At 68.8% G+C, this 12,572-nt stretch carries 14 protein-coding genes and 1 pseudogene; 14 read left to right on the forward strand and 1 reads right to left on the reverse strand.

The window, feature by feature from the left end:
- Window positions 1-58 precede the first annotated feature (58 nt).
- Window positions 59-496: an Rv2617c family stress response/phage resistance protein gene (locus BST14_RS20875; RefSeq protein ID WP_083066279.1), complete on the forward strand. Its 438-nt coding sequence runs from the start codon at window positions 59-61 to the stop codon at window positions 494-496.
- Between the two features lie 18 nt (window positions 497-514).
- On the opposite strand, the gene BST14_RS20880 is transcribed toward BST14_RS20875, so the two are convergent.
- Window positions 515-1,015 (reverse strand): DUF1990 domain-containing protein, encoded by a 501-nt coding sequence (locus BST14_RS20880; protein ID WP_083066268.1) that lies wholly within the window; start codon window positions 1,013-1,015, stop codon window positions 515-517.
- A gap of 22 nt (window positions 1,016-1,037) precedes the next feature.
- Between BST14_RS20880 and BST14_RS20885 the strand changes: the two genes are divergently transcribed.
- The 13 genes and pseudogenes from BST14_RS20885 to BST14_RS20940 all read left to right on the forward strand — a co-directional run bounded on the left by BST14_RS20885 (window position 1,038) and on the right by BST14_RS20940 (window position 12,491).
- Entirely contained in the window at window positions 1,038-1,958 is a 921-nt protein-coding gene (locus BST14_RS20885) for an aldo/keto reductase (RefSeq protein ID WP_083066269.1), read from the forward strand.
- A 35-nt stretch (window positions 1,959-1,993) separates the two neighbouring features.
- The gene (locus BST14_RS20890) at window positions 1,994-2,620 is read left to right on the forward strand and encodes a PaaI family thioesterase (protein ID WP_083066270.1); all 627 of its coding nucleotides are present in this window, start codon (window positions 1,994-1,996) and stop codon (window positions 2,618-2,620) included.
- A gap of 68 nt (window positions 2,621-2,688) precedes the next feature.
- Window positions 2,689-4,743, forward strand: a complete 2,055-nt coding sequence (gene thrS / locus BST14_RS20895; protein ID WP_083066271.1) for a threonine--tRNA ligase — start codon at window positions 2,689-2,691, stop codon at window positions 4,741-4,743.
- 2 nt (window positions 4,744-4,745) lie between these two features.
- Window positions 4,746-5,321: an ATP adenylyltransferase gene (locus BST14_RS20900; RefSeq protein WP_083066280.1), complete on the forward strand. Its 576-nt coding sequence runs from the start codon at window positions 4,746-4,748 to the stop codon at window positions 5,319-5,321.
- Between the two features lie 103 nt (window positions 5,322-5,424).
- A pseudogene (locus BST14_RS31135) lies at window positions 5,425-5,499 on the forward strand (16S rRNA (guanine(966)-N(2))-methyltransferase RsmD); the annotation flags it as partial.
- Complete coding sequence (pgsA, locus tag BST14_RS20905; protein WP_083066272.1) at window positions 5,496-6,143, forward strand: phosphatidylinositol phosphate synthase; 648 nt, start codon at window positions 5,496-5,498, stop codon at window positions 6,141-6,143. The pseudogene BST14_RS31135 and the gene pgsA, both read left to right, overlap by 4 nt.
- Entirely contained in the window at window positions 6,140-7,066 is a 927-nt protein-coding gene (locus tag BST14_RS20910) for a phosphatidylinositol mannoside acyltransferase (protein ID WP_083066273.1), read from the forward strand. The genes pgsA and BST14_RS20910 overlap by 4 nt, the downstream gene beginning before the upstream one ends.
- A complete protein-coding gene (locus BST14_RS20915; protein ID WP_083066274.1) occupies window positions 7,066-8,190 on the forward strand; it encodes a glycosyltransferase family 4 protein in 1,125 nt (374 codons plus the stop codon). Before BST14_RS20910 ends, BST14_RS20915 begins: the two co-directional genes overlap by 1 nt.
- Window positions 8,190-9,224, forward strand: coding sequence for an NUDIX hydrolase (locus BST14_RS20920; protein ID WP_083066281.1), 1,035 nt, complete (start codon window positions 8,190-8,192; stop codon window positions 9,222-9,224). The genes BST14_RS20915 and BST14_RS20920 overlap by 1 nt, the downstream gene beginning before the upstream one ends.
- 69 nt (window positions 9,225-9,293) lie before the next feature.
- Window positions 9,294-10,199: a pyridoxal 5'-phosphate synthase lyase subunit PdxS gene (gene pdxS, locus BST14_RS20925; RefSeq protein ID WP_083066275.1), complete on the forward strand. Its 906-nt coding sequence runs from the start codon at window positions 9,294-9,296 to the stop codon at window positions 10,197-10,199.
- 10 nt (window positions 10,200-10,209) lie between these two features.
- Window positions 10,210-11,055, forward strand: coding sequence for an acyl-CoA thioesterase II (gene tesB / locus BST14_RS20930; RefSeq protein WP_083066276.1), 846 nt, complete (start codon window positions 10,210-10,212; stop codon window positions 11,053-11,055).
- Window positions 11,052-11,648, forward strand: coding sequence for a pyridoxal 5'-phosphate synthase glutaminase subunit PdxT (pdxT, locus tag BST14_RS20935; protein WP_083066277.1), 597 nt, complete (start codon window positions 11,052-11,054; stop codon window positions 11,646-11,648). The genes tesB and pdxT overlap by 4 nt, the downstream gene beginning before the upstream one ends.
- Before the next feature lie 87 nt (window positions 11,649-11,735).
- Window positions 11,736-12,491 carry a YebC/PmpR family DNA-binding transcriptional regulator gene (locus BST14_RS20940; protein WP_083066278.1) on the forward strand — a complete coding sequence of 252 codons (756 nt, stop codon included), beginning with the start codon at window positions 11,736-11,738 and terminating at the stop codon, window positions 12,489-12,491.
- Window positions 12,492-12,572: the final 81 nt, after the last annotated feature.

Raw genomic sequence — 12,572 nt, forward strand, 5'->3', positions numbered from 1 at the left:
CGCTACAGTCTACCCAATCTAACGTTCAAAATATCATCCGTTAGAAGTGGAGGCCGCCATGAGCACCAATCACGTCAGCACCGCTCCCGCCCTGGCCGATCAGCTGCGCGATCCGGCCTACTCGGCATACTTCGCGCTGCGCGTCGTATTCACGGTCGCGCCCATCGTTTTCGGGCTGGACAAGTTCTTCAACCTGCTGACCCACCCGCATCGATGGAGCATGTACCTGGCCGGATGGATCGATAATCTGGTGCCCGGCACGGCCGATCAGTGCATGTACTTGGTGGGCGTCATCGAGATCGTCGCCGGGGTGCTGGTCGCGGTGGCCCCGCGGCTCGGCGCCTGGGTGGTCGCGGCGTGGTTGGCCGGCATCATCATCGACCTGGTCAGCGGGCCCGGCTTCTACGACGTCGCGCTGCGCGACTTCGGCCTGCTCGTCGGCGCCGTCGCGCTGGGCCGGCTGGCGCAGGGCGTGCACGCGCGCACCAGCGGGTAACGCGTCACCACCCGGCGGTCACACCGCCCGCAAATAGCGCCTGGCGATGAGGCGCTGACCGACCTTCACCACCGGCCCGCCGGCCTTGCTCCACCAGGTCGCGGGCCGGGAGAAGGCCGACACCTCCGCGTACACCGCGGAGGTGGCCGGGTCGCGCCGGACCACGAAGCGTTCCTCGCCGGACTCGGGATGGCCCGGCAGGGTGCCGTAGCCGAAGCCGCGGATGTCGGGTTCGTCGACGACGTAGACCACGCGACAGGGCGCGGGCAGAAAACCCATCTTCACCACCACGACCGCGTCGACGACCGCAATCTCGGAGCTGGCCTGCACGCGCAGCCCGGACCCGCGCTGCATGCCCCAGCGCATGATGGCGGCCGCGGCCTGCTCGAAACGCTGTTGGCCGGTGCCGATTTGGCGCTCGGCGTGCTGATGGTCGTATCCGGCCGGCAGCTCGCCGCTCGCCGTCGCCCCCACCTCGGAGTAGGTCAGGGGGAGTTCCTCGAGCGCTCGCAGGTCCACGTGCCCAGCTTGCCACGTCGGGATGCGCGGTCGTATCTGGCGCGTACGGTCTAAAGGTGTGACCGCAGAAAACTCGAAAACTGTTGCAGGGGCATCCGGAACATTCACCTTCGGCGGCGACCTGACCGTCAATCGACTCGGCTTCGGCGCCATGCGCCTGACGGCCAAGGGCGTGTGGGGCCCGCCCGACGACCGTGACGAATGCGTCCGGGTGCTGCGGCGGGCCGTCGAACTCGGGGTGAACTTCATCGACACCGCCGACTCTTACGGGCCCTACTTCTCCGAGGAGATCATTCGCGAGGCGTTGCATCCCTACGACGGTCTGGTGATCGCGACCAAGGCGGGGCTGCTGCGCACCGGCCCGGACATCTGGATTCCGTTGGGCAATCCGAGCTATCTACGTCAGGAATGCGAGATGAGCCTGCGCCGGCTGGGCGTGGACACCATCGATCTGTTCCAGCTGCACCGCATCGACGCGAACTTCCCGCTACAGGATCAGGTGGGCGAGCTGCTCACGCTAAAGAACGAAGGCAAGATCCGCCACATCGGCCTGTCCGAGATCGACGTCGACCAGCTGAACGCGGCCCTGCAGATCACCGAGATCGTGTCGGTGCAGAACATGTACAACCTGACCGCACGCAACGCCGAGCCACTGCTGGACGCCGCGACCAGGCAAGGCATCGGGTTCATCCCGTGGTTTCCGCTGGCCGCCGGACCGCTGGCGGCTGCCGACGGCCCGCTGCAGCGCATCGCCGCCGACCACGACGCGTCGCCGTCGCAGTTGGCCCTGGCGTGGTTGCTGAAACGCTCGCCGGTGATGGTGCCGATCCCGGGGACGTCCAAGGTCGCCCACCTCGAGGAGAACGTCGCCGCCGCCGAGATCGAGCTGTCCGATGAGGAGTTCGAGACGTTGTCGGCCGCCGGGGCTCAGCAGCCGGTCTAACCACCGCGCCAAAGCCACCGGCCGGGCAATACGGTGTGGTGGTGGCCGAACATCGACGACACCCGGGCGGCGGATTCAATCCACCGGAACCGACGACCAAGGGCGGGCCGGACTACGGCCGGTTCATCGACGCGGTGCGCTCGTTGCAGGATCGCGCGCGGGCCGCCGACGCGCCCGACGACGTGATCACCGAGGCCGCCGACCTGCTGGAGAAGGTTTCGGCGCTGCTGGCGCCGTTCGACGCCGACGAGTGGGCGTCCCCGTCGGGCCGCCGGATGGACCTGCCGATGCGCGGCAACATTCTGACCATCCCGATGTCGGCGCATAAGGGCGCGGACGGCCGCATCCACGGCCAGGCCCGCTTCGCGCGGTTCCATCTGGGGCGCAACGGCGCCGTGCACGGCGGCGCGCTGGGCATGTTGTTCGACTCCGTCCTCGGATTGTCGGCTTCGGTGCTCACCGGCAACCCGCGCCAGCGCACCGCTTACCTCAAGATCGACTATCGCCATATCGTTCCGATCGAAAAGGAGCTGCAGTTCGACGCGGGCATCGATCGGGTGGACGGGCGCAAGATCTTCGTGTCGGGCCGGCTGACCGACGGCGACCAGTTGCTGACCGAAGCCGACGCGCTGTTCGTGCGGCTCAAGCCTGGCCAGCCCTGAGCGGGGTCGGCCCCGATAGCATGGCAGCGATCGACGGTCACACCACCAACCTTGGAGAAAGCAGCCTCATGAGCGCCCCCGCCAGCCACGTTCCGCAAGCCCCGATCCGGGTGCCTGCCGGGACCACCGCGGCCGCCGCGGTCGGCGAGGCGGGGCTGCCGCGCCGGGGCACGCCCGACGCGATCGTGGTGGTGCGTGACGCCTCGGGAAAGCTGCGCGACCTCAGTTGGACGCCCGACGCCGACGCCGAGGTGGTCCCGGTGCCCGCCAACACCGACGAGGGCCGCAGCGTCATCCGGCATTCGGCCGCACACGTGTTGGCCCAAGCCGTGCAGGAGCTGTTCCCGCAAGCCAAGCTGGGCATCGGCCCGCCCATCACCGACGGCTTCTACTACGACTTCGACGTGCCGGAACCGTTCACGCCGGAGGATCTGAGCAAGCTGGAAAAGCGGATGCGGCAGATCGTCAAAGAGGGTCAGCTGTTCGAGCGGCGCGTGTACGAGTCCAAAGACCAGGCGCGCGCCGAGCTGGCCAACGAGCCGTACAAGCTCGAACTCGTCGACGACAAGTCTGGCGATCCCGAAATCATGGAAATCGGCGGGGACGAACTCACCGCCTACGACAACCTCAATCCTCGTACCCGGCAACGGGTTTGGGGAGACCTGTGCCGGGGTCCGCACATCCCGACGACCAAGCACATCCCGGCGTTCAAGCTGACCCGAAGCTCGGCCGCCTACTGGCGCGGCGATCAGAGCAACGCCAGCCTGCAACGCATCTACGGCACCGCCTGGGAGTCGCAGGAGGCGCTGGACGCCTACCTCGAGCTGATCGAAGAGGCCCAGCGTCGCGACCACCGCAAGCTGGGCAGCGAGCTGGACCTGTTCAGCTTTCCCGACGAAATCGGTTCCGGCTTGGCGGTTTTCCATCCCAAGGGCGGCATCATCCGTCGGGAGTTGGAGGAGTACTCGCGGCGCAAGCACATCGAGGCCGGCTACGAGTTCGTCAACACCCCGCACATCACCAAGGAGCAGCTGTACATCACGTCGGGCCACCTGGAGTGGTACGCCGACGGCATGTACCCGCCGATGCACCTGGACGCGGAGTTCAACGCGGACGGGACGGTGCGCAAGCCCGGGCAGGACTACTACCTCAAGCCGATGAACTGCCCGATGCATCACCTGATCTACCGGTCGCGCGGTCGCTCGTACCGCGAGCTTCCGTTGCGGCTCTTCGAATTCGGCAGCGTGTACCGCTACGAGAAGTCGGGCGTGGTGCATGGCCTGACCCGGGTGCGCGGCATGACCCAGGACGACGCCCACATCTACTGCACCCGCGAGCAGATGCGCGACGAGCTGACCTCGCTGCTGCGCTTCGTGCTCGACCTGCTGGCCGATTACGGGCTCAACGACTTCTACCTGGAGCTGTCCACCAAGGACCCGGAGAAGTACTCGGGCTCCGACGAGATGTGGGACGAGGCCACCGAAGTCCTGCGGGAGGTCGCCGTGGCTTCCGGGTTGCACTTCGTTCCCGATCCCGGCGGCGCGGCGTTCTACGGCCCGAAGATCTCGGTTCAGGTCCAGGACGCGCTGGGCCGCAGCTGGCAGATGTCGACCATCCAGCTCGACTTCAACATGCCGGACCGATTCGAACTCGAATACACCGCATCCGACGGGTCGCGGCAGCGGCCGGTGCTGATCCACCGGGCGCTCTTCGGGTCGATCGAGCGGTTCTTCGGCATCCTCACCGAGCACTACGCGGGGGCATTCCCGGCGTGGCTGGCGCCGGTGCAGGCGGTGGGCATTCCGGTCGCCGACGAACACGTCGAATACCTGGAAAGCGTTGCCGCACAGTTGAAAGCGAGCGGCGTGCGGGCCGAGGTCGACGCCAGCGACGACCGGATGGCTAAGAAGATCGTCCACCACACCAATCAGCGGGTGCCGTTCATGTTGCTGGCCGGAGACCGCGACGTGGCGGCCGGCGCCGTCAGCTTCCGGTTCGGTGACCGGACCCAGATCAACGGCGTGCCCCGCGACAGTGCGGTCGATGCGATCGTGAAGTGGATCGCCGATCGCGAGAATTCGGTGCCCACAGCCGAGCTCGTGAAAGTGTCGAGTGGTGAGTGACCGTGAGTGATCGCGAACGGGCCGAGCAGGGCGCCGACGACACCATCCTGGACAGGGGTGTCGGCGAGCAAGACCACCTGCAGCGGCTGTGGACGCCGTACCGGATGACGTACCTGGCCGAGGCGCCGTTAAAGCAGGACAACGGCAAGAGCGAGCAGCCGTTCACCGACATTCCCCACCTCACCGACGAGGACGGCCTGGTGGTGGCCCGCGGCGAACTCGTCTACGCCGTGCTCAACCTCTACCCGTACAACCCCGGACACCTGATGGTGGTGCCATACCGGCGGGTCTCCGAACTCGAGGACCTGACCGACCCGGAAAGCGCGGAGCTGATGTTGTTCATACAGAAGGCAATTCGCGTCATCAAGAACGTGTCGCGGCCACACGGTTTCAACGTCGGCTTGAACCTGGGAACGTCGGCGGGCGGTTCACTGGCCGAACACCTGCACGTGCACGTCGTGCCGCGCTGGGGTGGCGACGCGAATTTCATCACGATCATCGGCGGATCCAAGGTGATCCCGCAATTGCTGCGTGAGACGCGTCAGCTGCTGGCCACGGAGTGGACGAAACAACCATGAGCCGCGCCGGCGACGATGCAGCGGGGGTACCACCCGCTTGCGGGGGACGAAGCGATGGGGCGGGGGCACCTCCCGCTTGCGGGGGAGAGCGGCGCACATGAGCCGCGCCGGCGACGATGCAGCGGGGGTACCACCCGCTTGCGGGGGACGAAGCGATGGGGAGGAGCGGCGCACATGAGCAAGGTGCCGTTCCTGTCGCGGGCGGCGTTCGCGCGGCTGACCACTCCGACCGCACGGGCATGCCTGCGGCTGGGTTTGACACCCGACGTCGTCACCGTCCTGGGCACCATCGTCGCGGTGGCCGGGGCGCTGACGTTGTTCCCGATGGGCAAGCTGTTCATCGGCACGCTGGTGGTCTGGTTCTTCGTCCTCTTCGACATGCTCGACGGGGCGATGGCCCGGGAACGCGGCGGCGGCACCCGATTCGGCGCGGTGCTGGACGCCACCTGTGACAGGGTCAGCGACGGCGCGGTGTTCTGCGGGCTGCTGTGGTGGGTCGTCTTCGGCCTGCACGACGAGCTGCTGGCGGTGGCGACGCTGATCTGCCTGGTCACCTCGCAGGTGATCTCCTACATCAAGGCCCGCGCGGAGGCCAGCGGGCTGCGCGGCGGCGGGGGCCTGATCGAACGGCCGGAACGGCTGATCATCGTGCTGGTCGGCGCGGGCGTGTCGGACTTCCCCTACGTCGCCTGGCCGCCCGCGCTGGCGGTCGCGATGTGGGTACTGGCGCTGGCCAGCCTGCTCACCTGCGCGCAGCGGTTGCACGCGGTGCGCACCTCGCCGGGCGCGACCGACCGGCTGGTGGGATCGGACGGCCCGTGATCCCCACGCCGGGCGTGAAAACGATTGGGGCCTACGCGACGGACTGGGCGTACGCGTCGGGGTGGATGGCGGTGCGGGCGTTGCCGGAGTTCGCCGCGCGCAACGCCTTTGAGGCCGGGGCGCGCTACGCCGCCCGCGGCGGCGGCCCCTACCAGCTGCGCAAGAACCTGGCCCGCGTCCTGCGCGTGTCGCCCGAGGATGTGCCGGACTCGCTGATGCGGGCCTCGCTGTCCTCCTACGCCCGTTACTGGCGCGAGGCGTTCCGGCTGCCGGGCATGGACCTGGCCGCGGTGGGCCGCCGGCTGCACGACTCGGTCCAGGGGCGAGACCATATCGCGGCGGCGCTGGCCGGCGGCCGCGGCGCGGTGATCGCGTTGCCGCACAGCGGCAACTGGGACATGGCCGGGGTGTGGCTGGCCCAGACCCACGGCACCTTCACCACCGTCGCCGAGCGGCTCAAACCCGAATCGCTGTACCGGCGCTTCATCGCCTACCGCGAACGCCTCGGCTTCGAGGTGCTGCCCCTGTCCGGGGGAAAACGGCCGCCCTTCGACGTGTTGTGCGATCGGCTGCGGGCCGACCGGGTGGTGTGTCTGATGGCCGAGCGCGACCTCACCCGCACCGGCGTGCAGGTCGACTTCTTCGGTGAGCCCACCCGGCTGCCCGCCGGGCCGGCGAAGCTCGCCATCGCGACGGGTGCGGTACTGCTGCCTGCGCACTGCTGGTTCGAGGACCGCGGCTGGGGCGTCTCCATCCACCCGCCCCTGGATTGCACCGGCGGCGACGTCGCCGCCATCACCCAGGCGATGGCCGATCAGTTCGAAAAGAACATCGCCGCCCGCCCCCAGGACTGGCACATGATGCAGCCGCAGTGGCTGGCCGACCTCCCCGAAGCCAAGCAGGCCCGGCTCAAGGACACCTGATGCGGATCGGGATGGTCTGCCCCTACTCGTTCGACGTCCCGGGTGGGGTGCAGTCGCACGTCCTGCAGCTGGCCGAGGTGATGCGCGTCCGGGGCCACCACGTCAGCGTGCTCGCGCCGTCCTCGCCGCATGCCGAGCTGCCCGACTACGTCGTCTCGGCGGGCAAGGCCGTCCCGATTCCCTACAACGGGTCGGTGGCCCGGCTGCGGTTCGGGCCGGCCACCCACCGCAAGGTGAAAAAGTGGCTCGCCGAAGGCGATTTCGACGTGCTGCACCTGCACGAGCCCAACGCACCGAGCCTGTCCATGCTGGCCCTCAACATCGCCGAGGGCCCGATCGTGGCCACTTTTCACACGTCGACCACCAAGTCGCTGACGCTGACCGTGTTCCAGGGCATCCTGCGCCCGATGCACGAGAAGATCGTCGGGCGGATCGCGGTCTCCGACCTGGCCCGCCGGTGGCAGATGGAGGCGCTGGGCACCGATGCGGTGGAGATCCCCAACGGCGTGGACGTCGCGTCGTTCGCCACCGCGCCGCCCCTGGACGGCTACCCGCGTGCCGGCAAGACCGTGCTGTTTTTGGGCCGCTACGACGAGCCGCGCAAGGGCATCTCGGTGCTGCTCGATGCGCTGCCCGGGGTGGTCGAGCGTTTCGGTGACGTGCAGCTGCTGGTCGTCGGGCGCGGCGACGAGGACCAATTGCGCTTCGCGGCAGGCGAATTCGTGGACCGCATCCGGTTTCTGGGCCAGGTCGACGATGCCGGGAAGGCCTCGGCGATGCGCAGTGCCGACGTATATTGCGCGCCGAACCTCGGCGGGGAGAGCTTCGGCATCGTCCTCGTCGAGGCGCTGGCCGCCGGCACCCCGGTGGTGGCCAGCGATTTGGACGCCTTCCGGCGCGTGCTGGGCAATGGCGAGGTGGGCTGCCTGGTGCCCGTCGGCGACGGCGACGCGCTCGCCGATGCGCTGATCGCGGTGCTAGAGGATGATGTGCTGCGGGAACGATATGTGGCGGCCGGTTCGGCAGCCGTCCAGCGCTACGACTGGTCAGCGGTGTCCGGCCAGATCATGCGGGTGTACGAGACGGTCGCCGCGTCAGGCGCCAAGGTTGAGGTGGCCGGTTGATCACATGGCTGATTGTCGCCATCGCGGTCTTCGTCGCGGTGCTGGCGGCCGTCGGCGCCTGGGCTTACCGGACCGCCAACCGGCTGGACCGGCTGCACGTCCGCTACGACCTGTCCTGGCAGGCGCTCGACGGCGCGCTGGCCCGGCGCGCGGTGGTGGCGCGCGCCGTCGCCATCGACGCCTACGGCGGCGCGTCCGAAGGGCGACGGCTGGCGGCGCTGGCCGACGCCGCGGAGGGCGCGCCGCGGCACGCGCGGGAGGCGTGCGAGAACGAGCTGTCGGCCGCGCTGGCCGTCGTCGATCCCGCGTCCCTGCCGGCCGGGCTGATCGCCGAGCTGGCCGACGCCGAGGCCCGGGTGGTGCTGGCCCGCCGCTTCCACAACGACGCGGTCCGCGACACCCTGGCGCTGGCCGAACGGCCCCTGGTGCGGCTCTTTCACCTGGGCGGAACCGCCGCGCTGCCCGACTATTTTGAGATCGTCGAGCGGCCGCACGCGCTGGCGCACGGCGCCTTGGGCTTTGAAGGCGTCCTCAACCACCGCACCTCGGCGCGGGTCGTGCTGCTCGACGAGACCGGCGCGGTGCTGCTGTTGTGCGGGTCGGACCCCGCGCTCGCGCAGCGGCATGCGCCGCGATGGTGGTTCACGGTGGGCGGCGAAGTGCGGCAAGGCGAGCGGCTGGCCGAGGCCGCCGCGCGGGAGCTGGCCGAGGAAACCGGGTTGCGGGTCGCGCCGGCCGAGATGATCGGTCCGGTCTGGCGGCGCGATGAGGTCTTCGAGTTCAACGGCTCGCTGATCGACAGCGAGGAGTTTTACTTCGTCTACCGCACCCAGCGGTTCGAGCCGTCGCGCACCGGCCGCACCGAACTGGAACGCAGCTACATCCACGGCCACCGCTGGTGTGACGCTGCTGACATCGCGCAGCTGGTGGCGGCGGGGGAGACGGTGTACCCCCTGCAGCTATCCGGACTGCTCACCGACGCGGCCGCGCGCGCCGGCGGCCGCGCCCCCGGGCCGCTGCTGTCCATCCGCTGACTCCGCGGAGTCAACGCGGGCCAAAGCGCCTGATTAGACTGGGTCGACAACGGTTGAAGGAGATCAGCAGTGAATACCGCCCACCCGAGCAACGGGCGAACCGGGACGGCGCGCGTCAAACGCGGCATGGCCGAAATGCTCAAGGGCGGCGTCATCATGGACGTCGTCACCCCCGAGCAGGCCAAGATCGCCGAGGCCGCCGGCGCCGTCGCCGTCATGGCGCTGGAACGGGTGCCCGCCGACATCCGCGCCCAGGGCGGGGTGTCGCGGATGAGCGATCCGGACATGATCGAGGGCATCATCGCCGCGGTGACCATCCCGGTGATGGCCAAGGCCCGCATCGGCCACTTCGTCGAGGCGCAGATCCTGCAAAGCCTCGGCGTGGACTACGTCGACGAATCCGAGGTGCTCACCCCCGCCGACTACACCCACCACATCGACAAGTGGAAATTCACCGTGCCGTTCGTGTGCGGGGCGACCAACCTCGGTGAGGCGTTGCGGCGCATCAGCGAGGGCGCGGCGATGATCCGCTCCAAGGGCGAGGCCGGCACCGGCGACGTCTCCAACGCGGCCACGCACATGCGCGCCATCGGCGGCGAGATCCGCCGCCTGACGTCGCTGTCTGAAGACGAATTGTTCGTCGCCGCAAAGGAGTTGCAGGCCCCCTACGACCTGGTCGTGGAGGTGGCCCGGGCGGGCAAGCTGCCGGTCACGCTGTTCACCGCGGGCGGCATCGCCACCCCTGCGGACGCGGCGATGATGATGCAGCTCGGCGCCGAGGGCGTGTTCGTGGGCTCGGGGATCTTCAAATCCGGCGACCCCGCCGCGCGCGCCGCCGCGATCGTCAAGGCGACCACGTTCTACGACGACCCCGACGTGCTGGCAAAGGTGTCGCGCGGGCTGGGCGAGGCGATGGTCGGCATTAACGTCGAGCAGATCGCGGAGCCGCATCGGCTGGCCGAACGCGGCTGGTAAAAACTTCTCCGTGGCGATCGAAGAGATCCTTGACCTCGAGCAACTCGAGGTCAACATCTACCGGGGCAGCATCTTCAGTCCGAAGTCGGGCTATTTCCAGCGCACGTTCGGCGGCCACGTCGCGGGGCAGTCACTGGTCTCGGCGGTGCGCACCGTCGACCCGCGCTACCAGGTGCACTCGCTGCACGGGTATTTCCTGCGGCCCGGGGATGCCCGGGAGCGCACGGTTTTCATCGTGGAACGCATCCGCGACGGCGGCTCGTTCGCCACCCGGCGGGTCAACGCCATCCAGCACGGCGAGACCATCTTCTCCATGTCGGCGTCCTTCCAGACCGACCAGGAGGGGATTGGCCACCAGGACTCGATGCCGGCCGCGCCGCCGCCGGACGGCCTGCCCGGCTTGGACTCGATTAAGGTGTTCGACGACGCCGGGTTCAAGCAGTTCGAGGAGTGGGACGTCTGCATCGTGCCGCGCGAACACCTGGAACTGTTGCCGGGCAAGGCTTCCCAGCAGCAGGTGTGGTTCCGCCACCGCGACCCGCTGCCAAACGACCCGGTGCTGCACATCTGCGCGCTGGCCTACATGAGCGACCTGACGCTGCTGGGATCGGCTCAGGTCACCCATCTCGATGTGCGCGAGCACCTGCAGGTGGCGTCACTGGACCACGCGATGTGGTTCATGCGGGCGTTTCGCGCCGACGAGTGGCTGCTCTACGACCAGAGCTCGCCGTCGGCCAGCGGCGGCCGCTCGCTGTGCCAGGGCAAGATCTTCACCCAGTCCGGTGAGATGGTCGCGGCGGTCATGCAGGAGGGGCTGACCCGCTTCCAGCGCGGATACCAGCCGACCCACCAGTGAGCACCCCGCGGATCGGGGTCCTGGCGCTGCAGGGCGACACCCGCGAGCACCTGGCGGCCCTGCGCGAGGCAGGGGCCGAGTCGATGCCGGTGCGCCGGCGCAGCGAGCTCGAATCGGTCGACGGGCTGGTCCTTCCCGGTGGCGAATCGACCACCATGAGCCACCTGCTGGGCGATCTCGGGTTGCTGGAGCCGTTGCGGGGCCTGCTGGCCGACGGGCTGCCCGCCTACGGCGCCTGCGCCGGGATGATCCTGCTGGCCAGCGAGATCCTGGACGCCGGCGCGGGCGGGCGCGAGGCGCTGCCGTTGCGCGCGATCGATATGACGGTGCGGCGCAACGCTTTTGGACGGCAGGTCGACTCGTTCGAGGGTGACATCGCGTTCGCGGGACTCGACGATCCGGTGCGCGCGGTGTTCATCCGCGCGCCCTGGGTGGAACGCTCGGGGGACGGCGTCGAGGTGCTGGCCAGCGCGGCCGGCCATGCCGTCGCGGTGCGGCAGGGACGCAAGCTGGCCACGGCGTTTCACCCCGAGATGACCGGCGATCGGCGCATTCACCACCTGTTCGTCGACCTCGTCACCGGCGGCGACTGACCGCATCCCGCTGCTCCCGCGACCCACCCCGAGCGTCCACGTAGACTCGTCTGGCCACAAAAAGAGGACTTTGTAGATAGGACAGCGATGAGCGGCCATTCCAAGTGGGCCACCACCAAGCACCAGAAGGCCGTCAAAGACGCGCGCCGCGGCAAGGAGTTTGCCCGGCTGATCAAGAACATCGAGGTCGCCGCCCGCACCGGCGGTGGTGACCCGGCCGGCAACCCGACGCTCTACGACGCCATCCAGAAGGCGAAGAAGACCTCGGTCCCCAACGACAACATCGAGCGCGCCCGCAAACGGGGCGCCGGCGAGGAAGCCGGTGGCGCCGACTACCAGACCATCATGTACGAGGGCTACGGGCCCAACGGCGTCGCGGTGCTGATCGAATGCCTGACCGACAACCGCAACCGCGCGGCCGGCGAGGTCCGGGTGGCCGTGACCCGCAACGGCGGCACCATGGCCGATCCCGGCTCGGTGTCCTACCTGTTCAGCCGCAAGGGCGTCGTCACCCTGGAGAAGAACGGCCTGACCGAGGACGACGTGCTGACGGCGGTGCTCGACGCCGGCGCCGAGGACGTCAACGACCTCGGCGACAGCTTCGAGATCATCTCCGAGCCGACCGACCTGGTCGCGGTGCGCACCGCGCTGCAAGAGGCCGGCATCGACTACGAGTCCGCCGAGGCCAGCTTCCAGCCGTCCGTCAGCGTGCCGGTCGACGTCGAGGGCGCGCGCAAGGTGTTCAAGCTCGTCGACGCGCTGGAGGACAGCGACGACGTGCAGAACGTCTGGACCAACGTCGACCTGTCCGACGAGGTGCTGGCCGCGCTCGACGAGGAGTAACCGACTAGGGCGTGTCTGACAAATGGGGTAGCCAGAGGGTGATGGCGCGTAGGACTGCTGCGCCGCGGTAGACGACGGCGA

Origin of the sequence: Mycobacterium arosiense ATCC BAA-1401 = DSM 45069 (genome assembly GCF_002086125.1) — a bacterium.
GTDB classification, from domain to species: Bacteria; Actinomycetota; Actinomycetes; order Mycobacteriales; family Mycobacteriaceae; genus Mycobacterium; species Mycobacterium arosiense.

What these genes read in the sequence shown, in the direction of transcription:
- BST14_RS20875 (WP_083066279.1), top strand. Translation starts at nt 59, where the DNA reads ATGAGCACCAATCACGTCAGCACCGCTCCCGCCCTGGCCGATCAGCTG.
- BST14_RS20885 (WP_083066269.1), top strand. Translation starts at nt 1,038, where the DNA reads ATGCGCGGTCGTATCTGGCGCGTACGGTCTAAAGGTGTGACCGCAGAA.
- thrS (WP_083066271.1), top strand. Translation starts at nt 2,689, where the DNA reads ATGAGCGCCCCCGCCAGCCACGTTCCGCAAGCCCCGATCCGGGTGCCT.
- pgsA (WP_083066272.1), top strand. Translation starts at nt 5,496, where the DNA reads ATGAGCAAGGTGCCGTTCCTGTCGCGGGCGGCGTTCGCGCGGCTGACC.
- BST14_RS20915 (WP_083066274.1), top strand. Translation starts at nt 7,066, where the DNA reads ATGCGGATCGGGATGGTCTGCCCCTACTCGTTCGACGTCCCGGGTGGG.
- BST14_RS20940 (WP_083066278.1), top strand. Translation starts at nt 11,736, where the DNA reads ATGAGCGGCCATTCCAAGTGGGCCACCACCAAGCACCAGAAGGCCGTC.